26 protein-coding genes and 1 other annotated feature are annotated in these 22,056 nt (G+C 60.3%); of the genes, 20 read left to right on the top strand and 6 right to left on the bottom strand.

The window, feature by feature from the left end; genetic code table 11:
- Positions 1 to 317: 317 nt before the first annotated feature.
- Positions 318 to 1,667: an NADP-specific glutamate dehydrogenase gene (gene gdhA, locus JX325_RS01275; protein ID WP_204789370.1), complete on the top strand. Its 1,350-nt coding sequence runs from the start codon at positions 318 to 320 to the stop codon at positions 1,665 to 1,667.
- A 36-nt stretch (positions 1,668 to 1,703) separates the two neighbouring features.
- On the opposite strand, the gene ruvX is transcribed toward gdhA, so the two are convergent.
- The 5 genes from ruvX to asd all read right to left on the bottom strand — a co-directional run bounded on the left by ruvX (position 1,704) and on the right by asd (position 6,753).
- A complete protein-coding gene (gene ruvX, locus JX325_RS01280) occupies positions 1,704 to 2,126 on the bottom strand; it encodes a Holliday junction resolvase RuvX (protein WP_204789371.1) in 423 nt (140 codons plus the stop codon).
- Positions 2,127 to 2,241: 115 nt separating this feature from the next.
- A complete protein-coding gene (gene rplL, locus JX325_RS01285) occupies positions 2,242 to 2,613 on the bottom strand; it encodes a 50S ribosomal protein L7/L12 (RefSeq protein WP_204789372.1) in 372 nt (123 codons plus the stop codon).
- Between the two features lie 49 nt (positions 2,614 to 2,662).
- Positions 2,663 to 3,187 (bottom strand): 50S ribosomal protein L10, encoded by a 525-nt coding sequence (gene rplJ / locus JX325_RS01290; protein ID WP_204789373.1) that lies wholly within the window; start codon positions 3,185 to 3,187, stop codon positions 2,663 to 2,665.
- Between the two features lie 35 nt (positions 3,188 to 3,222).
- Positions 3,223 to 3,350: a sequence feature (ribosomal protein L10 leader region), on the bottom strand.
- Positions 3,351 to 4,696: 1,346 nt separating this feature from the next.
- Positions 4,697 to 5,584, bottom strand: coding sequence for a 4-hydroxy-tetrahydrodipicolinate synthase (gene dapA / locus JX325_RS01295; RefSeq protein WP_204789374.1), 888 nt, complete (start codon positions 5,582 to 5,584; stop codon positions 4,697 to 4,699).
- Positions 5,585 to 5,661: 77 nt separating this feature from the next.
- Positions 5,662 to 6,753 carry an aspartate-semialdehyde dehydrogenase gene (gene asd / locus JX325_RS01300; protein ID WP_204789375.1) on the bottom strand — a complete coding sequence of 364 codons (1,092 nt, stop codon included), beginning with the start codon at positions 6,751 to 6,753 and terminating at the stop codon, positions 5,662 to 5,664.
- Between the two features lie 270 nt (positions 6,754 to 7,023).
- Between asd and JX325_RS01305 the strand changes: the two genes are divergently transcribed.
- The 5 genes from JX325_RS01305 (at position 7,024) to JX325_RS01325 (ending at position 11,465) form a co-directional block, all read left to right on the top strand.
- Positions 7,024 to 8,337, top strand: coding sequence for a SpoIID/LytB domain-containing protein (locus tag JX325_RS01305; RefSeq protein ID WP_204789376.1), 1,314 nt, complete (start codon positions 7,024 to 7,026; stop codon positions 8,335 to 8,337).
- 9 nt (positions 8,338 to 8,346) lie between these two features.
- Positions 8,347 to 9,372: a tRNA preQ1(34) S-adenosylmethionine ribosyltransferase-isomerase QueA gene (queA, locus tag JX325_RS01310; RefSeq protein WP_204789377.1), complete on the top strand. Its 1,026-nt coding sequence runs from the start codon at positions 8,347 to 8,349 to the stop codon at positions 9,370 to 9,372.
- Positions 9,373 to 9,385: 13 nt separating this feature from the next.
- Entirely contained in the window at positions 9,386 to 9,646 is a 261-nt protein-coding gene (locus JX325_RS01315; protein ID WP_204789378.1) for a TfoX/Sxy family protein, read from the top strand.
- 9 nt (positions 9,647 to 9,655) lie between these two features.
- Entirely contained in the window at positions 9,656 to 10,789 is a 1,134-nt protein-coding gene (gene tgt, locus JX325_RS01320) for a tRNA guanosine(34) transglycosylase Tgt (RefSeq protein WP_204789379.1), read from the top strand.
- A 103-nt stretch (positions 10,790 to 10,892) separates the two neighbouring features.
- A complete protein-coding gene (locus tag JX325_RS01325) occupies positions 10,893 to 11,465 on the top strand; it encodes a methyltransferase type 11 (RefSeq protein WP_243413858.1) in 573 nt (190 codons plus the stop codon).
- 77 nt (positions 11,466 to 11,542) lie between these two features.
- On the opposite strand, the gene rpmB is transcribed toward JX325_RS01325, so the two are convergent.
- Positions 11,543 to 11,731, bottom strand: coding sequence for a 50S ribosomal protein L28 (gene rpmB, locus JX325_RS01330; RefSeq protein ID WP_204789381.1), 189 nt, complete (start codon positions 11,729 to 11,731; stop codon positions 11,543 to 11,545).
- A 325-nt stretch (positions 11,732 to 12,056) separates the two neighbouring features.
- On the opposite strand from rpmB, the gene rpmG reads away from it, so the two are divergent.
- From rpmG to JX325_RS01400, 14 genes are all read left to right on the top strand, one after another.
- Entirely contained in the window at positions 12,057 to 12,206 is a 150-nt protein-coding gene (gene rpmG, locus JX325_RS01335; RefSeq protein WP_016323379.1) for a 50S ribosomal protein L33, read from the top strand.
- A gap of 24 nt (positions 12,207 to 12,230) precedes the next feature.
- The gene (gene secE, locus JX325_RS01340; RefSeq protein WP_204789382.1) at positions 12,231 to 12,440 is read left to right on the top strand and encodes a preprotein translocase subunit SecE; all 210 of its coding nucleotides are present in this window, start codon (positions 12,231 to 12,233) and stop codon (positions 12,438 to 12,440) included.
- Positions 12,441 to 12,450: 10 nt separating this feature from the next.
- On the top strand, positions 12,451 to 12,975 hold the full coding sequence (nusG, locus tag JX325_RS01345; RefSeq protein WP_204789383.1) for a transcription termination/antitermination protein NusG: 525 nt from the start codon (positions 12,451 to 12,453) through the stop codon (positions 12,973 to 12,975).
- Between the two features lie 114 nt (positions 12,976 to 13,089).
- Complete coding sequence (rplK, locus tag JX325_RS01350; RefSeq protein ID WP_204789384.1) at positions 13,090 to 13,515, top strand: 50S ribosomal protein L11; 426 nt, start codon at positions 13,090 to 13,092, stop codon at positions 13,513 to 13,515.
- Positions 13,516 to 13,599: 84 nt separating this feature from the next.
- Positions 13,600 to 14,292, top strand: a complete 693-nt coding sequence (gene rplA / locus JX325_RS01355; protein WP_204789385.1) for a 50S ribosomal protein L1 — start codon at positions 13,600 to 13,602, stop codon at positions 14,290 to 14,292.
- Positions 14,293 to 14,576: 284 nt separating this feature from the next.
- Positions 14,577 to 15,506: an HPr(Ser) kinase/phosphatase gene (hprK, locus tag JX325_RS01360; protein ID WP_204789386.1), complete on the top strand. Its 930-nt coding sequence runs from the start codon at positions 14,577 to 14,579 to the stop codon at positions 15,504 to 15,506.
- Between the two features lie 12 nt (positions 15,507 to 15,518).
- The gene (locus JX325_RS01365) at positions 15,519 to 16,433 is read left to right on the top strand and encodes an ROK family protein (RefSeq protein WP_204789387.1); all 915 of its coding nucleotides are present in this window, start codon (positions 15,519 to 15,521) and stop codon (positions 16,431 to 16,433) included.
- Positions 16,434 to 16,473: 40 nt separating this feature from the next.
- Positions 16,474 to 17,391: a UDP-N-acetylmuramate dehydrogenase gene (gene murB, locus JX325_RS01370; RefSeq protein ID WP_204789388.1), complete on the top strand. Its 918-nt coding sequence runs from the start codon at positions 16,474 to 16,476 to the stop codon at positions 17,389 to 17,391.
- A 14-nt stretch (positions 17,392 to 17,405) separates the two neighbouring features.
- Positions 17,406 to 18,269, top strand: coding sequence for an RNase adapter RapZ (rapZ, locus tag JX325_RS01375; RefSeq protein WP_204789389.1), 864 nt, complete (start codon positions 17,406 to 17,408; stop codon positions 18,267 to 18,269).
- 16 nt (positions 18,270 to 18,285) lie between these two features.
- A complete protein-coding gene (yvcK, locus tag JX325_RS01380) occupies positions 18,286 to 19,314 on the top strand; it encodes a gluconeogenesis factor YvcK family protein (protein WP_204789390.1) in 1,029 nt (342 codons plus the stop codon).
- 44 nt (positions 19,315 to 19,358) lie between these two features.
- Positions 19,359 to 20,270 carry a DNA-binding protein WhiA gene (whiA, locus tag JX325_RS01385; RefSeq protein WP_204789391.1) on the top strand — a complete coding sequence of 304 codons (912 nt, stop codon included), beginning with the start codon at positions 19,359 to 19,361 and terminating at the stop codon, positions 20,268 to 20,270.
- 32 nt (positions 20,271 to 20,302) lie between these two features.
- Positions 20,303 to 20,593: a hypothetical protein gene (locus JX325_RS01390; protein WP_204789392.1), complete on the top strand. Its 291-nt coding sequence runs from the start codon at positions 20,303 to 20,305 to the stop codon at positions 20,591 to 20,593.
- A gap of 13 nt (positions 20,594 to 20,606) precedes the next feature.
- On the top strand, positions 20,607 to 21,050 hold the full coding sequence (locus JX325_RS01395; protein WP_204789393.1) for a DUF3788 domain-containing protein: 444 nt from the start codon (positions 20,607 to 20,609) through the stop codon (positions 21,048 to 21,050).
- A gap of 28 nt (positions 21,051 to 21,078) precedes the next feature.
- Positions 21,079 to 22,056, top strand: a 978-nt coding sequence (locus JX325_RS01400; RefSeq protein ID WP_204789394.1) for a PHP domain-containing protein, incomplete at its 3' end; no start/stop codon positions are given.

Consider the following 22,056-nt stretch of genomic DNA (forward strand, 5'->3'; position numbering starts at 1 on the left):
TTGGTTGCGGCCGCTGCGGCACAAGGGTTTCCGGGTTTTTAGGAATCAGGCGGAAGAGCCGCAGGCCCGGACGGGCCTTCACCGCTATTATAGAAGCTTTCCCGGGAAAATCAAGCGTCCGGCGTCCCTTTCCCGGCACGGGCGGAGTTTATGGACATTATGTACAAAGGTTTTCCGGCATTTTTTGAATTATCGGAAAAAAATTTCTCCGGATTTTGGATTGGGCCCTTGTTTATTTTCGCCGTAAATGTTACACTAAAAGCAACACCCCTAGGGGGGATTTGCGGATACCTTATGTTTTAGAGGAGGATGTTTATATGAACGCCTATCTTTCCAGTGTCATCGAGCATGTAAAGACCCGGCACGCCAACGAGCCGGAGTTTGTCCAGACGGTGGAGGAGGTCTTGTCCTCTCTGGAGCCCGTCATCGAGAAGCACCCTGAATATGAAAAGGCCGATCTGCTGACCCGCATGGTGGAGCCGGAGCGGATGTTTACCTTCCGGGTCTGCTGGATGGCGGACGACGGCACCTGGCACACCAACATTGGCTACCGCTGCCAATTCAACGGAGCCATCGGCCCCTACAAGGGCGGCCTGCGGTTCCAGAAGAACGTGTACCCCGGCATTATCAAGTTCCTGGGCTTTGAGCAGGTCTTCAAGAACAGCCTCACCGGCCTGCCCATCGGCGGCGGCAAGGGCGGCAGCGATTTCGACCCCGCCGGGAAATCTGACGCGGAGATCATGCGTTTTTGCCAGAGCTTCATGCAGGCCCTGTACCGCTACATCGGGCCCGACGTGGACGTGCCCGCCGGAGACATGGGTGTGGGGGCCAAGGAAATCGGCTACCTGTACGGCGAATACCGCCGCCTGAAGGGCGCGTTCGAGAACGGTGTGCTGACCGGCAAGGGCTTCAGCTACGGCGGCTCCCTCATTCGTCCCGAGGCCACGGGCTTTGGCGCAGTTTACTACTTGGAGAATGTCCTCAAGCACGAGGGCGAGGAACTAAAGGGCAAGACCATTGCCTGTGCGGGCTTCGGCAACGTGACCTGGGGCATCTGCAAGAAGGCCACGGAGCTGGGGGCCAAGGTCGTCACCTTGTCCGGTCCCGACGGGTATGTGTACGATCCCGACGGCGTGGCCACGGCGGAGAAGATCGCCTATCTGGTGGAGATGCGGAACAGCGGGCGGAACGTGGTGAAGGACTACGCGGATAAGTTCGGTGTGGAGTTCCACGCGGGGGAGAAGCCCTGGGGCGTGAAGGTGGACGTGGTCATGCCCTCCGCCATGCAGAACGATGTGCACATGGAACAGGCGAAGCAAATTGCCGCCAACGGGGTGAAATACTATATCGAAGTGGCGAACATGCCCACCACCAACGATGCGCTGAAATTCCTGATGGAGCAGCCCGGTGTGATTGTGGCTCCTTCTAAGGCGGTCAACGCGGGCGGCGTGGCCACCTCCGCCCTGGAGATGGCCCAGAACAGCGAGCGGCTGGTGTGGACCGAGGAAGAGGTCGACAAGCAGCTCCACCAGATCATGGACACGATTTACAGCATGAGCGTGGAGGCCGCAGAAATGTACGGCCTTGGCTACAACCTGGTGGCGGGCGCCAACATCGCGGGCTTCCAGAGAGTGGCCGACGCCATGATGGCGCAAGGCGTATTTTAATCATCATTCAGATAATAAAGCAGCCGGTCGATGTCTTTATCGACCGGCGCTTTTTTTATAGGTCAGATAGCCCTCCAAGATTAGGGACGCCGCTACGGCGTCTACAGTCTTCTTCCGCTGTCTGCCGTTTTTTCCGGCGTTGAAGAGAATCTGGTGGGCGTCAATGGTGGTCCTGCGTTCGTCCCAGAGGACCACCGGCAGGCCGGAGACCTCCCGGAGCAGCTCCGCCAGGGCCTCCGCTTTCTCGGCCCGGGGGCCCCGGGTGCCGTCCATGTTCCGGGGATGGCCCAGCACCAGTTCCTCCGCGCCGTGCTCTCGGGCCAGGGCGGTGATTTGCTCCGCCACCGTTTCCGGCCNGTAGGCGGTGATGGTAGTAGTAAAGCCCGTCAGGAATCCGGTGGGGTCGGAGATGGCGACGCCGGTGTGGGCGTCGCCGTAGTCGATGGCCATGATGCGCATGGGAGCCCTCTTTCCGCGGCCTGGGCCGCTGGTGATGCCGCCGGACCCGGCGGGAAGGGAAAAAGAGGCCATGGCGGACTGCCACGGCCTCTTTTGAATGTGCGGATAAGCGGAATTACTTCAGCTCGACCTTGCCGCCGGCTTCCTCGATCTGCTTCTTGAGAGCCTCGGCGTCGTCCTTGGAAGCGCCTTCCTTGATGGTGGCGGGAGCGCCTTCCACGGTGGCCTTGGCCTCGGCCAGGCCCTGGCCGGTGATCTCGCGGACAACCTTGATGACCTTGATCTTGGCGGCGGCGTCGAAGCCGGTCAGGACCACGTCGAACTCGGTCTTCTCCTCAGCGGCGGGAGCAGCGCCACCGGCGGCGGGAGCGGCCATGGCGGCGGCAGAAACGCCAAACTCCTCCTCCAGGGCGTGGACGAGCTCACTGAGCTCCAGAACGGTCAGGCCCTTGATCTCTTCGATCATGGCGGTAACTTTCTCAGACATTGTATGGAACCTCCTGATAGTAAATTTTTATGAAAGGATGGGGGGCCGCTTACTCGGCGGCGGGGGCTTCTTCGGCGGGCGCGCCCTGCTTCTCGGCAATCTGCTTCAGGACCACGGCCAGGCCGGTGATGGGGGCCAGCATGGTGCCCAGGACCTGGGCCTGGAGGACGGGCAGAGCGGGGATGGAGGCCAGGGACTTGATGGTGGCCANGTCCACGGGCTTGCCGTCCATAAAGCCGCCCTTGATCTCGAACTTGTCCTTCAGTTTCTCGGCGTAGTTGTTCATGACCCGGGCGGGAGCCACAGGATCATCGCACAGCGCCAGGGAAGTGGTGCCGTTGAGCAGATCGTCCAGATCGCTCAGACCGGTGTTGTTGAAAGCGAAGCGGAGCAGCGTATTTTTGATAACGGCGTAATCCACCGCGTTCTCACGGCACTCCCGGCGCAGGGCGGTATCCTCTTCGACGGTGATTCCCTTATAGTCGACGATGACGCCTGCGGTGGCCTTCTGGATCTTCTCGGTCAGTTCGGCGANGATGGNCTGCTTCTCNGATAAGACTTNCNCNTTAGGCATGGTTGTTTTCACCTCCATAGGAATGGGAATGCGCGTGCTAAAAAAAGGAACGCCCCTGTGTCCGCGAAGGCACAAGGACGCATAGCAAATACACATTTGCCGCCCTCGGCAGGATTTACAGGCAAAGCCCACCTGCTGTCTTTGGAACGCAACTGTTATTATATGCATGCGGAGGGGAATTGTCAATACCCAAAACAAAATTTTCCGTAACGGGTTGTAAAAAAATGTTACCGTTTTGAGATTACAGCGGAGCGGGCGGGACGTATACTGCTGATATAATATTATTATAAAGGAGCGGGGAGCATGAAAAGACTGCTGGGCGTTTTGGCGCTGGTGCTGCTGCTGGCGGCTTGCGGGCAGGCGAAGATGTCGGAAATGCCGCCGGAGGAGGCGAAAACAGAGGCTCCGGCGGAAACGCCGGAGGAGGCGGACGAATACGAGGCGCTGATTGCGGCCACGCCGGTTGCCCAGGTAGAAGGTGAGCCTCTTTCGCCGGATGGACGCTTCGAGGCCAGGGCTGAGGGGGCCAGCGGCGAGTACGTCAGCGGCATACAGCCCCCGGAGTATCTGCAAATCATAGATCGGGAGACGGGGGAGGTGCTGTGGCAGGACCATGGCTGGCTGGAGCAGTCCATCCTTTGGTCCCCGGAGGGAGGCTTCGCCGCCCTGGCCCGGAGCGCCCGGACGTGGTGCTGTATCACTATTCTTGAGACGGAGAACTGGACCAGCTGGGACGTTGCCCTGCCGGACGGAAGCTCTATCCCGGAGTATACGTTTTTGCCGTACAACGAGCCATGGGGAGAGTGGAAATCCGAGAACAGCCTGGATTTGACCATCGGCCGGGGCGGAGACGCCGGAGAGCAGAGCTTCTATCAGTGCGATGTTTGGGTGAACCAGAACGGTGTGACCGGGGAATCCCGGGAGAGGACCCTGGAAACCCTGGGAAGCTGGGATTTCACCCACGACGGACAGCCGGAGACGGTGGAGCTGGAGACGCTCCTGTTTCCAGGCGGAGATGCGCCGGAATACTTGGAGCTGCGGGTTCTGGACGGAAAGGAGGTTCTCTGGCAGGATACCGCTTCGGCGCATCATGTGGGTGAAAACAGCTTTTACGCCCTTCAATTGGACGGGCAGGACTACCTGCTCCAGTATGTTCCCAGCATGGGCCAGGGATTCGGTTCCTACCAGTATCGGGTCTTCTCTCTGGACAGCGCGGGGGAGCCGGTGATTTTCCGGGAAAACCATATGGAGTTCGACATCAACTTCGGCAGTCCGGTCCATGAGAGCTTTGACATTCCGAAGATCGCCGCCTTCTTGCGGGAGGTCCACGGGTATCNGGACCAGGGCCAGGAGCTGGTGAACACGCTTTGGGGAGAAATCGACTTGGGCAATGTGGACTACAGCGATGTCACCGCACTGGAACAAGCGCTGAAACANTTTCAGAAAGAGTACGGGGGACCAGTGGAATAAGAGACTGCCGCCCAAGAATCCCTGAACGGCATTTCTCCTTTACACCACAAGCCCATACTGGGACAACGCGGTTTTTATGCGCTCCAGATTCTCGGGCACAGGCGGGCACATGGGAGAGCGGAGCGCTCCGACCCGCCAGCCCAGCAGAGANAGGGCGGTCTTTACCNGGATGGGGTTCACCTCGCAGAACATGGCGTCGCAGAAGTCCTTTAAATGCACCTGCAATTCCCCGGCGGCGGCGAAGTCGTTTTTCAGGCACAGCTGAGNCAGCCGGTGCATTTCCGCCGGGAGGATATTCGCCGCCACGGAGATAACCCCCTTGCCCCCCAGGGCACAGATAGGGACGGTTTCGTCATCGTTGCCGGANCAAATGGTGAAGTCCTTTGGGCAGAGGGACCGGGTCCGCTGGATGTTCCCCAGGTTTCCCGACGCCTCCTTAACTCCCGCGATGTTGGGGTGCTCCGCCAAGGCGGNGTAAGNCTCCGGGGCAACGCTGACCCCGGTGCGGGAGGGGACGTTATACAGGATCATGGGCAGGGAAACCGCGTCCGCGATGGTTCGATAATGCCGGATCAGCCCCGCCTGGGTGGCTTTGTTGTAGTAGGGCGTCACCACCAGCAGGGCGTCGGCCCCCCGGCGCTCCGCCTCCCGGGAGAGGGTGACGGCGTTTTCCGTAGAGTTGGACCCGGACCCGGCAATGNCCGGGACCCGGCCTCCCACATGCCGGACGCAGAAGGCGACGGCCTCCGACCGCTCCTGGTAGGTCATGGCGCTGGCCTCGCCGGTGGTGCCGCAGACGACCACGGCGTCCGTCCCGTTCTCCAGCTGGAAGTCCAGCAGCTCCCCCAAGGTCTCAAAGTCCACGCCGCCGTCCTTGAACGGCGTGACGATTGCAACCGCAGAGCCTGTAAAGATAGGATGCTTCACAGATAAAACTCCTTTCTTTGTATAGAAAAAGGCCCGCCGCGCATCTGCGGCAAGCCTCTTCCTTAGTAAAAACGGACTTATTTCGCCTCAATATAGCCCTTTGCGCACAGCAGTTCGGCCAGGAGTACCGCGCCGCCCGCCGCGCCTCGGAGGGTATTGTGGCTCAGGCCCACAAACTTATAGTCATATTGGGTATCCTCCCGCAGACGGCCCAGGGAGACGGCCATGCCGTTTTCCAGGTTCCGGTCCAGCCGGGTCTGGGGGCGGTCCGGCTCTTCGAAGTAGTGGAGGAACTGCTTGGGGGCGGAGGGAAGGCCCAGCTCCTGGGCGGGGCCCCGGAAGGCGGCCCAGTCGGCCTTAATCTGCTCGATGGAGGGTTTTTTGCCCTCCCGGAACTTTACAAATACCGCCGCCATGTGACCGTCCTGGCAGGCCACCCGGAAGCACTGAGCGGTGATGGCGGGGCCCTGAGCCTTGACGATTTTGCCGTCTTCCACCTTGCCCCAGAGTTTCAGAGGCTCCTGTTCGCTCTTTTCCTCGTCGCCGCCGATGTAGGGGATGCAGTTGTCCACCATCTCCGGCCAGCGCTCAAAGGTTTTCCCCGCGCCGGAGATGGCCTGATACGTACAAACCAGGGCCTTTTCCACACCGTATTTCAGCAGGGGATGCAGGGCCGGGACATAGCTCTGGAGGGAGCAGTTGCTTTTCACGGCGATGAACCCCTGTTTGGTGCCCAGGCGCCTGCGCTGGGCCTCGATGACCTCAATGTGCTCCGCGTTCAGCTCCGGCACCACCATGGGTACGTCGTCCGTCCAGCGGTGGGCGGAGTTGTTGGAGACAATGGGGCACTCCAGCTTGGCGTATTTCTCCTCCAGAGCCCGGATGTCTTCCTTTTTCATGTCCACGGCGCAGAAGCAGAAGTCCACCTGGGACGCCAGTTTCTCCGCGTCGGCTTCAGCGTCCAGAATGACCAGGTTCTTGGCCTCCTCCGGCATGGGGCAGGTCATGGCCCAGCGGGGGGCCGCGGCCTCCTCGTAGGTTTTTCCGGCGCTGCGGGCGCTGGCGGCCACCGCCGTCAGCTGAAACCAGGGATGGTTTTCCAAAAGGGTGACAAAGCGCTGGCCCACCATGCCGGTGCAGCCGATCACGCCGGCCTTGTACTGTTTCATAGTATGCTCCTCCCGCCGCGCTGGTGCTTGTACGCTCTCGGATTTCCTGGTTGAATTCAACGCGGTCTTGTATTATAATATGGGCATGTGACAACAATTGTGCCTGACATGTGGACAAATGTTTTCTGTACGTAATGGTATCATGATTTTCCCGGCGCGTCAAGCCNGGGAACATTGGGAGGTTNCNTGANAAATAAGCTGCTGCCCCTCTTTTTCATTGTGACATTTTTTCTCCTCAGCGCGCCGTCCGCTTTCGCCGTGACTAACGGCGTGGTAAAGNTGGGGCTGCGCTACGGCAGCTCTGCCCTGGCCTCCGCAAACCTGGAGAACGCAGAGGGGGCGGGTTATGAGTTCGGCTATTATGACGGGGACCGGAGCTTCNTGGCCCTGGGACAGACGGATGTAACCACTATCACCATGAGCCCCTCCGGAGGCTCCTCCGTTACCGTGACCCGGACCGGCACCTCGGAGGTCCTCTATGAGCACTTTGATCGAGACTATCCGCTGGGCGTCCGCCCCTTTGGAACGATTACCTGGTTCAAGGGCTACCAGTATGCCGGAGGCTTTGAGTATGTTCCAGAGAGCGCGGGAAGCCTGAGGGTCATCAATGTAGTGGACCTGGAGGACTATGTAAAAGGCGTGGTTCCCTATGAGATGCCGGGGGACTGGCCCCTGGAGGCTCTGGAGGCCCAGGCCGTCTGCGCCCGGACCTTTGTCCAGGGACACAGCAAGCACTTGCGGGAGTATGGCTTCGACGTGTGCGGCGGCGTGGACTGCCAGGTCTACAACGGCCACGGCAGCGGCGGAGCGGGCCCCTCGGAGACCAGTGACAGGGCGGTGGAAAACACCGCGGGGCTTTGCATCTACTACAACGGAACCTTGGTGCAGGACGCGGTCTACCACTCCTCCGACGGCGGGGCCACGGAGGATGGGGCCAACGTCTGGGGCGCGGAGACCGGGTATTTGAAAGGGAATGCCGACCCCTACGAGGCCCAGACCTCCGTTCCCAACAACAGCTATTCCGTCACCTATACCGCCGGGGAGCTGAGCTGGATTCTGGATCAAAAGGGCCATTCGGTGGGCACGGTCCAGGATGTGTATGTCTCGGAGTACACCCCCCTGGGGAACGTGAAGCAGGTGACCTTTGTGGGAACCGCCGGGACGAAGACCTTCACCGGCGACGACTGCCGGATGATCTTTTATAGCAGCACCTATCAAAAGTCCGTCAGCAGCATGCGTTTCGACATCAACGGCCGGAGGGGCGGAACCGGAGGCCTCTCCGTCAACGGCACCGGGCAGCTTTCCTCTTTGGACGGCGTTTCCGTGATTTCCGGTGGCGGAACAGTGAGCACGCTGTGGGGAAACTCTGCCTCAGCCATGACGTCCTCCGGCAGCGTGACGGTTTCCGCCGAGGTCCGCCAGCCCTCCGGCGGGGGAAATTCCAACGGGACCTTTGTTATCACCGGCACCGGAAACGGACACAACGTAGGCATGAGCCAGTACGGGGCCAAGGCCATGGCGGAACTGGGCTACAGCTTTCAGGAGATTTTGAACTTCTACTACACGGATATTACCATCAGATAAGGATATGACATGAAGACAAGCGATTTTTACTATGACCTCCCCCAGGAGCTCATCGCCCAGACGCCCATGGAAAAGCGGGACGGCTCCCGGCTGATGACCCTGGACCGCCGGACGGGGGAGACCGGACACCGGCATTTCTACGACCTGCCGTCCCTGCTGCGGCCCGGGGACTGCCTGATTATGAACGACTCCCGGGTCCTGCCCGCCCGGCTTCTGGGGCGGAGGCTGCCGGGAGGCGGGGCCTGTGAGGTGCTGCTGCTGACCGATAAGGGGGGAAATGTCTGGGAGTGCCTGGTCCGGCCTGGGCGGAAGCTGCGCGCCGGGGCCCGGATGACCTTCGGCGACGGCTCCCTTACCGCCGAGGTGGCGGAGGAGCTGGCGGACGGAAACCGCCTGGTCCGCTTTGCGTATGAGGGAATTTTCCTGGAGGTGCTGGAGCGCCTGGGGAAGATGCCCCTGCCGCCTTACATCAAAGAAGAGCTCCAGGACCAGGAGCGGTATCAGACGGTTTACTCCAAGGTTCTGGGCAGCGCCGCCGCCCCCACGGCAGGGCTCCATTTTACGCCGGAGCTGCTGAGGGAACTTGAGTCCAAGGGTGTGAACCTGGGCTATGTGACTCTCCATGTGGGACTGGGAACCTTCCGCCCGGTGAAGGAGGAGGCCATCGAGGACCACGATATGCACAGCGAGTTCTGCACGGTTCCGCCGGAGACGGCGGAGCTTATCAACCGCACCAAAGCGGCCGGAGGCCGGGTTATCTGCGTGGGAACCACTTCCTGCCGGACGCTGGAGAGCTGGGCAGGGGAGGACGGGCACATGGAGGCCCGGTCTGGCTGGACGAATATCTACCTTTATCCCGGCTCCCGGTTCAAGGTGATGGACGGCCTGGTAACGAACTTCCATCTGCCGGAGAGCACCCTTATCATGCTGGTGTCCGCCTTCGCGGGACGGGAGGCGGTGCTGGCCGCCTACCGGGAGGCGGTGAAGGAGCGATACCGCTTTTTCTCCTTCGGCGACGCCATGTTTATCTCGTGAGGGAGGGCTTTTCATGCTCCTGACGGATTTGCCCAACGTGGGCCTCAAGCTNGCGGAAAACCTCCGCCGGGTGGGATTGGAAACCCCCGAGGATTTCCGAAAAGCGGGGGCCCGGGAGGCCTTTCTCCGTATCCGGGCCCAGGTGGACCCCACGGCCTGCTTCCATCAGCTCACCGCCCTGGCCGGGGCGGAGCTGGGCGTTCCAAAGAAAGCGATTCCCGCGGAGGAAAAGGCGGAGCTAAGGGCCTTTTTCGACAACTTATCAATAAAATAGGAGAGACAGATGTTCAAACTGCTGAAGACAGAGGGCCGCGCCCGGCGCGGACAGTTTTCCTGCGCCCACGGCGGCATGGTCCAGACGCCGGTCTTTATGAACGTGGGCACGCAAGCCGCTATCAAGGGAGGCGTGGACGCCTTTGACCTCCGGGAGGTCCGCTGCCAGATTGAGCTGAGCAATACCTACCATCTTCACCTCCGTCCCGGCGACGAGCTGGTGAGGCAGATGGGGGGGCTCCATAAGTTCATGAACTGGGACGGCCCCATTTTGACGGATTCCGGCGGCTTCCAGGTCTTTTCCCTGGCCCCCCTCCGGCGGATCAAAGAGGAGGGAGTCTATTTCTCCTCTCACATCGACGGGCGAAAGATTTTCATGGGACCGGAGGAGTCCATGCGCATCCAGTCCAACCTGGGCAGCGACGTGGCCATGGCCTTTGACGAGTGCGTGGAGAATCCGGCGACCTATGAATATGCCAAAGCTTCCTGCGAGCGGACCCTCCGCTGGCTGGAGCGCTGCAAGCGGGAGCACGACCGGCTGAACGCTCTGCCGGACACCGTGAATCCTAAACAGCTCCTCTTTGGCATCAACCAGGGGGCCACGTTTGCGGACCTTCGCGTCTGGCATATGGACGAGATCGCTAAGCTGGACTGCGACGGCTATGCCATCGGCGGGCTGGCGGTGGGGGAGCCTACCCAGGTGATGTACGATATCATTGACGCGGTGGAGCCCCACATGCCGAAGGACAAGCCCCGGTATCTCATGGGCGTGGGTACCCCCAGCAACATCATCGAGGGCGTGGCCCGGGGAGTGGACTTCTTCGACTGCGTGATGCCCTCCCGGAACGGGCGGCACGGGAAGCTCTTTACCTGGGAGGGGACGGTCAATATCCTCAACGCCAAATACGCCATGGACAGCCGTCCCATCAGCGAGAGCTGCGGCTGTCCCGTGTGCAAGCGGTTCTCCCGGGCTTACCTCCGGCACCTGTTCAAGGCGGAGGAGACCCTGGCCCTGCGGCTGGCGGTGCTACACAACCTCTACTTTTATAATGAGCTGACCGCAAAAATCCGGGAGGCCCTGGATGCGGGGCGCTTTGGAGAATTCCGGGCGGAGTACAGTGAGAAGCTGGCGGAGCGGGTCTGAAGGCCGGCAAAAACGCCCGGGCATCAAGTCCGGGCGTTCTTAGCAGGGAGGATGAATGAAAAACCCTTGGGAAGAAATTTCACTGGAGGATTATGAAAATCACATGAGGCTGGATTCTGTCCTCCAGCTCCAGGCGCTGAACGAAATGATGAAAGGACAGCTTGAGGACTATCNGGCCTCTAAGGTCATGATACTGGGGGTCGCGGGCGGAAACGGCCTGGAGCATATCCGAAGGGACCGTGTGGAAAAGGTGTACGGGGTGGACGTCAACGCCGCTTATCTGGAGGCGGCCGCCGCCCGGCATCCGAATTTGGCGGGCGTGCTGGAATGCCTTCGGGTGGATTTGAGGGAGGAGCCCCGCCGCCTTCCGGCGGCGGAGCTGGTGATTGCGAACCTGCTTGTTGAATACATAGGCTGTTCGTGTTTTCAAAGGCTAATCGGGCAGGTTGGACCGGAATATGCCTCCTGCGTCCTTCAAATCAACGCGGAAGACGGCTGGGTATCCGATTCGCCGTATCTGCACGCGTTTGACGCTTTGGAGGCGGTACACCACGACTTAGACGGTAAGGCCCTGGAGAAAACCATGCTGGCGATAGGCTACCGTGTGATTCAGCGGACGGAGCGGGGGCTCCCGAACGGAAAGAAATTCCTGCGGATGGATTTTCAGCGCCCGTAGGGCAGGGGAGCGCCAGTTTATCCGCCTGGGATAAAAAAGCTCCCGGACAAAAAGTCCGGGAGCTTTTTTCGCTCTCATTAGACCGCTCTGGTAACCTTGCCGGAGCGCATGCACCGGGTGCAGACATATACGTGGCGAGGGGAACCATCCACGATCGCCTTGACACGTTTCACGTTGGGCTTCCAGGGACGGTTGGAACGCCGGTGAGAGTGAGAGACCTGAATACCAAAGGTCACGCCTTTGCCGCAATACTCGCACTTAGCCATCCATTGCACCTCCCTGCTGTCACATAATATGTGCGTGCTTCCACAAGCACAAGTGGTATCATAACAGAATCCATCGAAAAATGCAAGAAGAATTTTCAAAAAAACCGAAGTTTTTTTACACCATTTTAATATGCGGCTTTTTCGAGGAATATTTTTGAAAAAAGTGTTGACCCTTACAGAAACGTGTGCTATACTTGATGTTACCTGTGAGCGGGGCTTTTTTTGTTGTGCGCTTTTTCGCTTTTCAAGCCACGGCGGACAGGTCCCGGCAGGGAGGCAGTCGGCCTTCCCTGGAGGAAGGCGAATATAAGGAGGTGCCGAAAGAATGCGAGTAAAAGTGACCCTGAGATGCAACGAGTGCAAGCAGAGAAACTACAATACCATGAAAAACAAGAAAAACACACCGGACAAGCTGGAGCTGAACAAGTATTGCCGTTTCTGCCGGAAGCACACGCTCCACAGCGAGACGAAGTAAATGAAGAAAGGGCGTATTTGAACAATGGCAGAAGCGAAAAAGAAGGATCGCGGCCTTTGGTTCCGCGAAATGAAAAGCGAACTGAAGAAAGTCGTTTGGCCCAACAAGCAGACGGTGATGAAAAACACGGGAACCGTGCTGCTGTGCTCCGCCATCATCGGCGCGTTTATCTGGGTGTTTGACTTTGTGTCCGTTTCCCTGGTCCAGATGATTCTAAGCGCTTTCGGCGCCTGAGGAACACGAGATGGCAGACAGCGCGAAATGGTATGTTGTGCATACCTACTCCGGCTATGAAAACGCCGTCAAGACCAGCATTGAAAAGCTTGTCGTCGGGCGGAGCATGGAGGATATGATCCTGCGGATGGAAATCCCCATGGAAAACGTCACGGAGATCACGGAGAGCGGCGCGTCCAAGGAAGTGGCCCGAAAGGTCTTTCCCGGTTACGTGCTGATCAAGATGATCATGACGGACGAAACCTGGCACCTGGTGCGGAACGTGCGGGGCGTCACGGGTTTTGTGGGCACCGCCAATAAGGCCATCCCCCTGACGGAGGAAGAGGTCCTGGCCATGGGCATGGAGAAGCACGAGATCGTTGTCAAGTACGGCTTGGGCGACCNTGTGCGGATCATGGACGGCCCGCTGGCCAGCTTCACCGGCGTGGTGGAGGAGATCGAGCCGGAGAAAAACCGGGTCAGCGTCATGGTTTCCATGTTTGGCCGGGAGACCCCGGTGGACCTGGAGCTGGATCAGGTCGAGGTTTTGAACTGAGAGCCTGTACGCACAACTGCCGGACACAGGTTCTGACCGCGCGTCGGCGCGCAGGTGGGAGGGACGAGTACCGTCCCGCCAAACCACATTTTAAATCGTAGGAGGTGCCGCTCCATGGCACAGAAGATCACTGGTTATGTAAAGCTGCAAATCCCCGCGGGCAAGGCGACGCCCGCCCCCCCCGTCGGCCCCGCTCTGGGCCAGCACGGCGTAAACATCGCCGCGTTTACCAAAGAGTTCAATGAACGCACGAAAAACGACGCGGGCATGATCATCCCCGTCGTCATCACCGTATATGCGGACCGTTCCTTCTCCTTCATCACCAAGACGCCTCCGGCGGCGGTGCTGATCAAAAAGGAGTGCAACATCGAATCCGGCTCCGGCGTTCCCAACAAAACCAAGGTGGCTACCATCTCCAAGGCCAGCATCCAGAAGATCGCCGAGATCAAGATGCGGGATTTGAACGCCGCCAACCTGGAGTCCGCCATGAGTATGATCGCCGGGACCTGCCGGTCCATGGGCGTCATCGTCGGCGACTGACCAATATTTTAAGAGCGGCCGGATCGCCGCTCCATACAGTGGGAGGCTTCCGTTCCGAAGAACCACTATGAGGAGGAAGTAACAGTGTTTAGAGGCAAAAAATATCAGNACAGCGCCAAGCAGATTGACAAGAACACCCAGTATGAGCCCGCCGAGGGCCTGGCGCTGGTCTGCAAAACCGCTACCGCCAAGTTTGACGAAACCGTCGAACTGCATGTGAAGCTGGGCGTGGACTCCCGGCACGCCGACCAGCAGGTCCGCGGCGCCATCGTTCTGCCCCACGGCACCGGCAAGACCGTCCGGGTGCTGGTGTTCGCCAAGGGCGACAAGGCCGAGGCCGCCAAGGCCGCCGGAGCCGATTACGTGGGCGAGATGGATCTGGTTGAGAAGATCCAGAAGGAAAACTGGTTTGATTTTGACGTGGTGGTCGCCAGCCCCGACATGATGGGCGTGGTGGGCCGTCTCGGTAAGGTGCTGGGCCCCAAGGGCCTGATGCCCTCTCCCAAGGCAGGCACCGTGACCCCTGATGTAGCCAAGGCTGTGCAGGAAGTCAAGGCCGGTAAAATCGAATACCGCCTGGACAAGACCAACATCATCCACTGCCCCATCGGCAAGGTCTCCTTCGGTCCCGAGAAGCTGACGGAGAACTACAACACCCTGATGGGAGCCATTGTGAAGGCGAAACCCGCCGCGGCTAAGGGTCAGTATATCCGCAGCTGCGTCGCCGCCGCCACCATGGGCCCCGGCGTGCGGATGAACACCGCGAAATTGGTCTGATGACTTGAAAGGGGGGCTGACGCCCCCTTTTTTTTGCGTTCCTCGCGCCTTCGGTGCCGGTCTTTAGTGCGGGTGTCCAAGGCGCGCAAGTATTAAAATGTTTGCCTCAAAAGCCGCGGTGCTGCGCACGGTGGTTTTTGAGGTTTTTTTCACGGCATTTCCTGGGGATCTTCTGCTTGGAAAGTGTTGCGGAATCGGTAGACTTCATATATAATGGAAACGGATGCGTGAAGGACGCGAAAACCAAGGACGCCCGGTCTTCTGGCGGGAAAAGGAGAAACGCCATGCGTGAGAATGGTTTAAAGGTAAAGGATTTTGTATCCCTTTTCAATTTGGAGGTTTTGAACCAGGGCAGTGATTTCGACAGCGCCCTGCTGACGGTGCCGGATTTAAACCGGCCAGGCCTCCAGTTTCACAGCTTTTACGATTATNTTGACCACTGCCGCCTTCAGGTGATCGGCAAGGCGGANNTTACCTATCTCCGGGGANTGAGCNACGNTCAGCGTCGCAAATGCTTCGACGACCTTTTTCTCTACGACATCCCAGCGCTGGTGATAGCCCGGAACCTGGACTGCTTCCCGGAATGCATCGAAAGCGCCAGGGAGCACCAGAAGACCCTGCTGAGGACGAACGAGGTGACCGTGGCCTTCACCAGCCGCACCATTGAGTATTTGAACCGGGTGCTGGCGCCCTGCGTCACCCGCCACGGCGTGCTGCTGGACATTTATGGCGAAGGCGTTATGATTACCGGCGACTCCGGCGTGGGCAAGAGCGAGGCGGCCATTGAGCTGATCATGCGGGGCCACCGGCTGGTGGCCGACGACGCGGTGGAGCTGCGGCGGGTTTCCGGCCGTCTGATGGGCTCCGCACCGGAGGTCATCCGTAATTATATTGAGCTGCGGGGCATCGGCGTCATTAATGTGCAGCAGCTTTTCGGCGTCCGGGCTGTTAAAAATGAGGCTCAGCTGGATCTGGTGGTAAATTTTGAGCCTTGGGATAGTGAGAAGTTTTATGACCGTCTGGGCATCGAGGACCACTATGTGGATATTTTGGACATTCAGGTTCCCACGCTGACCATCCCGGTGCGCCCAGGGCGGAACCTGGCCAGCATCGTGGAGGTGGCGGCCATGAACAACCGGCACCGGAAGTTAGGATATAACGCAGCCCAGGAGCTGGCCCAAAAGGTNGACGCCCGGGCGGATGGAAAGCTGTAAGGAGGAAACGCTATGTATATCGGCATCGACGTAGGAGGAACGAATCTAAAGGCCGGACTGGTAGACGAGGCGGGCAATATTGTCAAGGTAGAACGAGNCCCCCTGGATTTTCAAGGCCCGGAGCGTTTTGCGGAGATTCTGGCGGAGCTGTCCAAGAGAGTCATTCAGGAGAAGGTCCGGTGGGTAGGCGTAGGTCTGCCCGGTGCGGTGGACGGCGGCGACGTGCTCTTCACCACGAACATCCCCATGGAGAATGTTCCGCCGGAGCGGCTCTTCCGTAAGCATTTGGATCTGCCCCTGCTGCTGGGCAACGACGCGGACTGCGCCGCCGTGGGCGAGTTCTTCGGCGGCGCGGGGAAGGGAACCCGGGATTTTGCCGTGGTAACCCTGGGCACCGGCGTGGGCGCGGGCATCATCGTGGACGGAAAGCTCCGGGGCGGCCTGGCCTCCAGCGAGGCGGGCCATATGGTCATCATTCAGGACGGGGAACCCTGCAACTGCGGCCGCCGGGGCTGCTGGGAGCGCTACGCCTCCGCCACCGGCCTGATCCAGCAGACGAAACGGGCTATGGAGGCACACCCGGAAAGCTTGCTTCACGAGATTGCTGCGGAAAACGGCGTAGAGGGCCGGACGGCCTTCCAGGCGGCGGAGGCAGGGGATGAGGCCGCCTTGGAGGTCTGCCGGAATTACGTGAACTATTTGGCCGGCGGCCTGACAAGCCTCATCAACATCCTGCGCCCAGAGGCCGTGGCCATCGGCGGCGGCGTAGCGGCGGCGCCGGAGCGGCTGCTGCTGGAGCCCCTGCGGGAGGCCGTGGCGAAGGAGAGCTTTTCCCGCCATGGAGGGCGGATCACAAAAGTTCTCCGGGNTGAGCGCGGAAACGACGCGGGCATCATCGGCGCGGCGATGCTGGGCCGGGTGATGTAAGCGCTTTGCGGAAGTATCTTGAATATAAGGAGGCCCTTACATGGACTGGGCGGAGCGGCTTGACAAACAGATACGAGACTACTTACCAGATGTGAGCGTCTTGAAGGAGGAGCCCATGGCAAAGCACACCTCCTTCCGGGTGGGTGGTCCCGCGAAGCGGATGGCGTTCCCGGAAAAGAGCGAGCAGCTGGTGTTGCTGCTGTCCATGGCCCGGGAGTGCGGGGCCCGGCCCTTGATCATCGGCAACGGCACGAACCTGCTGGCCCCGGACGGGGGACTGGACCGGCTGGTCATCGGGACCGATCGCCTATGCCGCCTGGAGATGGGGGAAGAGCCGGATTCCATTGTCGCCGGGTGCGGCGTCCCCCTGGCCCGTCTGGCGGATTTCGCCTGCCGGCAGGGGCTGGCGGGGCTGGAATTTGCCCACGGCATCCCCGGAACGGTGGGCGGCGGCGTATGCATGAACGCCGGGGCTTACGGCGGGGAGCTGNAACAGGTGATCGCCGGGGTGTCGGCGCTGTTCCCGGAGGAGGGCGTGCGGTTTCTCTCCGGGGAGGAACTGGCGTTCGGCTACCGCCGGAGCTTCCTCACAGAACATCCGGAGGCGGCGGCGCTGCACGCGGTGTTCCGCTTGACGCCTGGCGACCCGGAGGAAATCCGGGGGGCCATGCGGGACCTAATGGCCCGCCGGAAGGCCAGCCAGCCGCTGGAATGGCCCAGCGCGGGCAGTACCTTCAAGCGTCCGGAGGGGAATTTTGCCGGGACCCTCATAGACCAGTGCGGTCTAAAAGGACGGACGGTGGGCGGGGCCCAGGTATCGGAAAAGCACGCGGGCTTCATCATCAACCGGGGCGGGGCCTCCTGTGCCGACATCAAGGAGCTGATCCGGCAGGTGCAGGCGGTTGTTGGGGAAAAGACCGGCGTCCGGCTGGAGCCGGAGGTCAAGTTTGTGGAGTGAGGGGGAGTCGTCCCATGGAAATTCTGATTATCTCCGGCCTGTCCGGCGGGGGGAAGAGCAAGGCGGCGTCCTTTTTGGAGGACAGCGGCTTTTATATCGTGGATAATATGCCCGCGGCCATGATCCTGAAATTTGCGGAGTTCTGCGCCGGGGGCGGCGGGCGTTATGCCCGGGTGGCGCTGGTGTACGATGTGCGAACGGCGGAGTCCTTCAGCGAGCTCTTTGACGTGCTGGACAAACTGAAGGGGATGGAGGGCGTCTGCCGGATGCTGTTTCTGGAGGCGTCCCCGGCGGCCATCATCAAGCGCTACAAGGAAACCCGCCGCCGCCACCCTTTGGAGAAGGAGACGGATTCCCTGGAAGAGGCTGTGGAGAAGGAGCGGGAACTGATGCTCCCGGTAAAGCAGAGGGCGGATTTTATCATCGACACGACCCGGCTTTCAACGGCCAAACTGAGGAGCGAGCTGCTGCGTATCTTCAACGGCGAGGGGGAGCAGGCGGGCATGACGGTGAGCGTCACGTCCTTCGGTTTCAAGCACGGCCTGCCCTTGGAGGCGGATCTGGTCCTGGACGTGCGGTTTATGCCGAACCCGTTCTACATTGAGGAGCTGCGCCACCAGACCGGCCTGGACAAGCCGGTTTCGGATTATGTATTCAGCTTTCAGCAGACGCGCGACTTCCTCCTTAAGGTGGAGGATCTGCTGCGCTTTACCCTGCCGCTATATGCGGAGGAGGGAAAAACCGGCCTGGTGGTTGCCGTAGGGTGCACCGGGGGACACCACCGTTCCGTAGCCATCGCCCACGCGCTGACAGAGTTTATCCGGGAGCAGGGTTATCAAGCAGCGGAGCATCATCGGGACATGGAACGGGCCGTTTGAGCCGGAAAGGAACCCTATGGAATACCAACCTTACCGCGCGCCTCGGAAGCATGGGCCCCGGATTGCCGTCGTCGGCGGCGGGCATGGGCTGTCCAATATGCTGCGGGGCTTGAAGGATTATACGGAAAATCTCTCCGCCATCGTCACGGTGGCGGACGACGGCGGCGGCTCCGGCGCTCTGCGCCAGGATTTGGGAATGCCGCCGCCGGGGGATATCCGAAACTGCCTGGTGGCTCTGGCCAACACGGAGCCGCTGATGAAACAGATGATGGACTACCGCTTTCAGGAGGGAACGCTGGCGGGGCAGAGCTTCGGAAATTTGTTTCTGGCGGCGCTGAACGGCATTTCCCCCAACTTCGACACGGCGGTCCGCCGAATGAGCGAGGTCCTGGCCATCACCGGACGGGTGCTGCCCGTTACCACTGCCGACGTGCAGCTGGAGGCGGAATTTGAGAATGGCGCCAGCGTCGTCGGCGAGTCCAAAATCTTCTACTGCAAGAAAAAAGAGGACTGCCGGATTACCAAGGTGCGGCTGCTGCCGGAGCATCCCAAGGNTCTGCCGGAGGCCCTGGCCGCTATTTACGAGGCGGATATGATCGTCCTGGGGCCCGGAAGCCTTTATACCAGTATCATTCCAAATCTCCTGGTGGACGGNATCGTGGACGCCATCCGGGAATCCTCCGCTCTGAAAATCTACGTCTGCAACGTTATGACCCAGGAGGGGGAGACAGAGGGCTACACCGCCTCGGACCATATCGCGGCCCTGTTTCAGCACTCGGTGAATGGGCTGTTTCACCTGTGTCTGGTGAACTCCTCGCCCATTCCCAAGGACGCGGCGGACCGCTATGCCCAGGAGGGGGCGGAGATGCTGCGCTACGATACGGATCGGTGCGCCGCTTTAGGCGTGGAGCTGATCGGCCGGCCCATCGCTACGGTACAGGACGGTTATGTCCGGCATCATCCCGACAAACTGGCCCAGGAATTGATCCTGCTCCATGCGGAGCGCAACGTGCGCATTGCGGGGGGACGCTACCGAAAAGAGTAATGGGATAGTCCTTTACATTATCTGCTGCCGAGGAGGTTTTGCCGGTGTCCTTTTCTTTTGAGACGAAAAATGAGCTTTGCAGGCTGCCGGTTCAGCGGCGCTGCTGCGCGCAGGCGGAGGCTTACGGCATTTTGCTGTACTGCCGTACCTTCTGCTCTTCCGAGGTCCGGATTATTACGGAGAATCCCCATTTTGCCGCGAGGCTTCCCCGGCTGTTCCTCCGGGCGTTTGACCTCCGGTTTGACAGGCAGCCGGATATTTCCGGCGGGGAAACGCCGGAGGGGAAGATGGTCTTTCAGATTACGGAGGGGGAGAAGCTGGACCATATCATCGACCTCCTGGGCTACGACCCCCGGCAGAGCCTGGCCCTTCACGTCAACTTCGCCATGCTGGAGGAGGACTGCTGCCGGGCGTCCTTTCTCCGGGGCTGTTTTTTTGCCGGGGGAAGCGTCACAGATCCCTCCAAACGGTATCATCTGGAGTTGACCAGCTCTCATCTCCAGGCCAGCCGGGAATTGGAGGTCCTGCTCCGGGAGAGCGGCTATCCTCCCAAGAGCGTGACCCGAAACGGCAGCGCCGTCACTTATTTTAAGCAAAGCGACCAAATAGAGGACTTCCTCACCCTCATCGGCGCACCGGCGGCGGCGATGCGAATCATGTCCACCAAGGTGGAAAAGGGCATCCGCAACAGTGTGAACCGCCGCTTGAACTGTGACAGCGCCAACCTGGACAAGGCGGTGGAGGCCGCCCAGAGCCAAGGGGCCGCCATCCGGCGGCTGGAGGCGTCGGGGCGGCTTGAGCGGCTGCCGGACAAGCTTCGGGAGACGGCGGCTCTGCGGCTGGAGTATCCAGAGCTGAGCCTGTCGGAGCTGGCGGAAACGTTTGACCCGCCGGTGACGAAATCCTGCTTGAACCACCGTCTCCGCAAGCTGGTGGAGCTGGCGGAGGGACTTTGAGAGAACATTTTTTGAAGAGGAGATACAACGCCATGAAAAGGCCGAAATTCTCCCTGGCTCACAAAATCGCGCTGCTGCTGATTAACGCAGGGGTGATTCTGGCGCTGCTGTGCATGTATTTCCGCAGCCGTGACCCGGGGTCGCTATGGACAGGGGCGGTCGCGCTGCTGATTCTTCCGGTGCTGGCGGGGGTGGCAATTGCCCGAAGGAGCATCGTCTGCCCCCACTGCGGCGCACAGCTGTTCCAGGGACGGTTTGCAGGCCTTTTCCTGCCGGAGCGCTGTCCCGCGTGTAAGAAAAAACTGACGAAAGAACAAGGGTAGGAGGAAAGAAACGATGCAGGATGCGAAAACCTGGGCCCAGCGGTTTCCCATGGACCGCCCGCCTTCTATGGAGGAGCTTGACCGCTATGCGGACAACTCCCTCTGGCCGGAGNTGCGGCGGTATTTGAAGGACGCCTACGGCGCGGAGCCCCGGACGGAGTACAGCCGCTGCGGCCTGGAGCCGGGGTGGAACCTGAAATTCAAAAAGGGGAGCAAGTCCCTGGCCACCGTGTACCTCCGCCCCGGTTATGTGACGGCGATGATTTCCATCGCGCCCAAGGACGAACCGGAGGCGGAAGGAGTGCTTTTGACCTGTACGGAGTACACCCGGACGCTGTACCACAACACGGCCTCCTCAAAAATGGGACGCTGGCTGATGGTGGATCTAACCTCCCCGGAGATTCTGGAGGACATCAAGTCCCTGCTGGCCCTCCGGGCAAAACCGGCAAAACAATAAGGCAAGCTATAGAAAAGGGGGAGGGGCCATGTCCTTTGTTCATCTGCATGTCCATACGGAGTACAGTCTGCTGGACGGCGCGTGCCGCATCCGGGACCTGCCGAAAATCGTAAAAGAAATGGGGCAGACCGCCTGTGCCGTCACGGACCACGGGGTCATGTACGGCGCGGTGGATTTCTACCGGGCCTGCAAGGCGGAGGGGATTAAGCCCATCATCGGCTGCGAGGTCTACGTCACGGCAGAGGGCCGCCGCCTGACCGACAAGGTCCATGAGTTCGACTCCGAGAGCCGCCATCTGGTGCTCCTCTGCGAGAACGAGGAGGGCTACCGGAACCTCTCCTACATGGTTTCCCTGGCCTGGACCGAGGGCTTTTATATCAAGCCCCGGATTGACCTGGAGTTGCTGCGGGAACACAGCCGGGGCCTGGTGGCCCTCTCCGCCTGCCTGGCGGGGGAGATTCCCCGGCGGCTGCGGAACGGGGAGTATGAGAATGCCAAGCGTTACGCCCTGGAGCTGGCGGAGATTTTTGGCCCGGACCACTTTTATCTGGAGCTTCAGGATCACGGCATCCAGGACCAGGCGGTGGTGAACCGGGGCATTCTGCGCATTCACGGGGAGACGGGGCTGCCCATGGTCTGCACCAACGACGCCCACTACCTCCGAAAGGAGGACGCGGAGGCCCACGACGTGCTCCTTTGCATCCAGACGGGAAAGATCCTGGACGACGAGAACCGGATGCGCTACGAACCCCGGAATTTCTACCTTCGCAGCGAAGCGGAGATGGCGGAGCTGTTTTCCGGTTACGATGGGGCCTTGGAGAACACGGCGAAGGTGGCGGATATGTGCAGCATGGATTTCACCTTTGGCAAATACCATCTGCCGGAGTTCCAGCTTCCCCCGGGCTACGACAGCTTTTCTTATTTAAAAAAGCTCTGTGATGAGGGCTACCGGGCCCGCTACGGGGATGATGAGGCCCACCGGGAGCAGCTCCGGTACGAGCAGGCC

Origin of the sequence: Oscillibacter sp. CU971 (genome assembly GCF_905219725.1) — a bacterium.
Classification (GTDB): domain Bacteria; phylum Bacillota; class Clostridia; order Oscillospirales; family Oscillospiraceae; genus Oscillibacter.

Bases quoted from the DNA above. Each gene is read 5' to 3' on its own strand.
- rplL (WP_204789372.1), bottom strand. From the start codon at position 2,613: ATGTCTGAGAAAGTTACCGCCATGATCGAAGAGATCAAGGGCCTGACC.
- JX325_RS01390 (WP_204789392.1), top strand. From the start codon at position 20,303: ATGAAAAGGCCGAAATTCTCCCTGGCTCACAAAATCGCGCTGCTGCTG.
- rapZ (WP_204789389.1), top strand. From the start codon at position 17,406: ATGGAAATTCTGATTATCTCCGGCCTGTCCGGCGGGGGGAAGAGCAAG.
- asd (WP_204789375.1), bottom strand. From the start codon at position 6,753: ATGAAACAGTACAAGGCCGGCGTGATCGGCTGCACCGGCATGGTGGGC.
- rplK (WP_204789384.1), top strand. From the start codon at position 13,090: ATGGCACAGAAGATCACTGGTTATGTAAAGCTGCAAATCCCCGCGGGC.
- rpmG (WP_016323379.1), top strand. From the start codon at position 12,057: ATGCGAGTAAAAGTGACCCTGAGATGCAACGAGTGCAAGCAGAGAAAC.
- tgt (WP_204789379.1), top strand. From the start codon at position 9,656: ATGTTCAAACTGCTGAAGACAGAGGGCCGCGCCCGGCGCGGACAGTTT.
- queA (WP_204789377.1), top strand. From the start codon at position 8,347: ATGAAGACAAGCGATTTTTACTATGACCTCCCCCAGGAGCTCATCGCC.
- gdhA (WP_204789370.1), top strand. From the start codon at position 318: ATGAACGCCTATCTTTCCAGTGTCATCGAGCATGTAAAGACCCGGCAC.
- secE (WP_204789382.1), top strand. From the start codon at position 12,231: ATGGCAGAAGCGAAAAAGAAGGATCGCGGCCTTTGGTTCCGCGAAATG.
- rpmB (WP_204789381.1), bottom strand. From the start codon at position 11,731: ATGGCTAAGTGCGAGTATTGCGGCAAAGGCGTGACCTTTGGTATTCAG.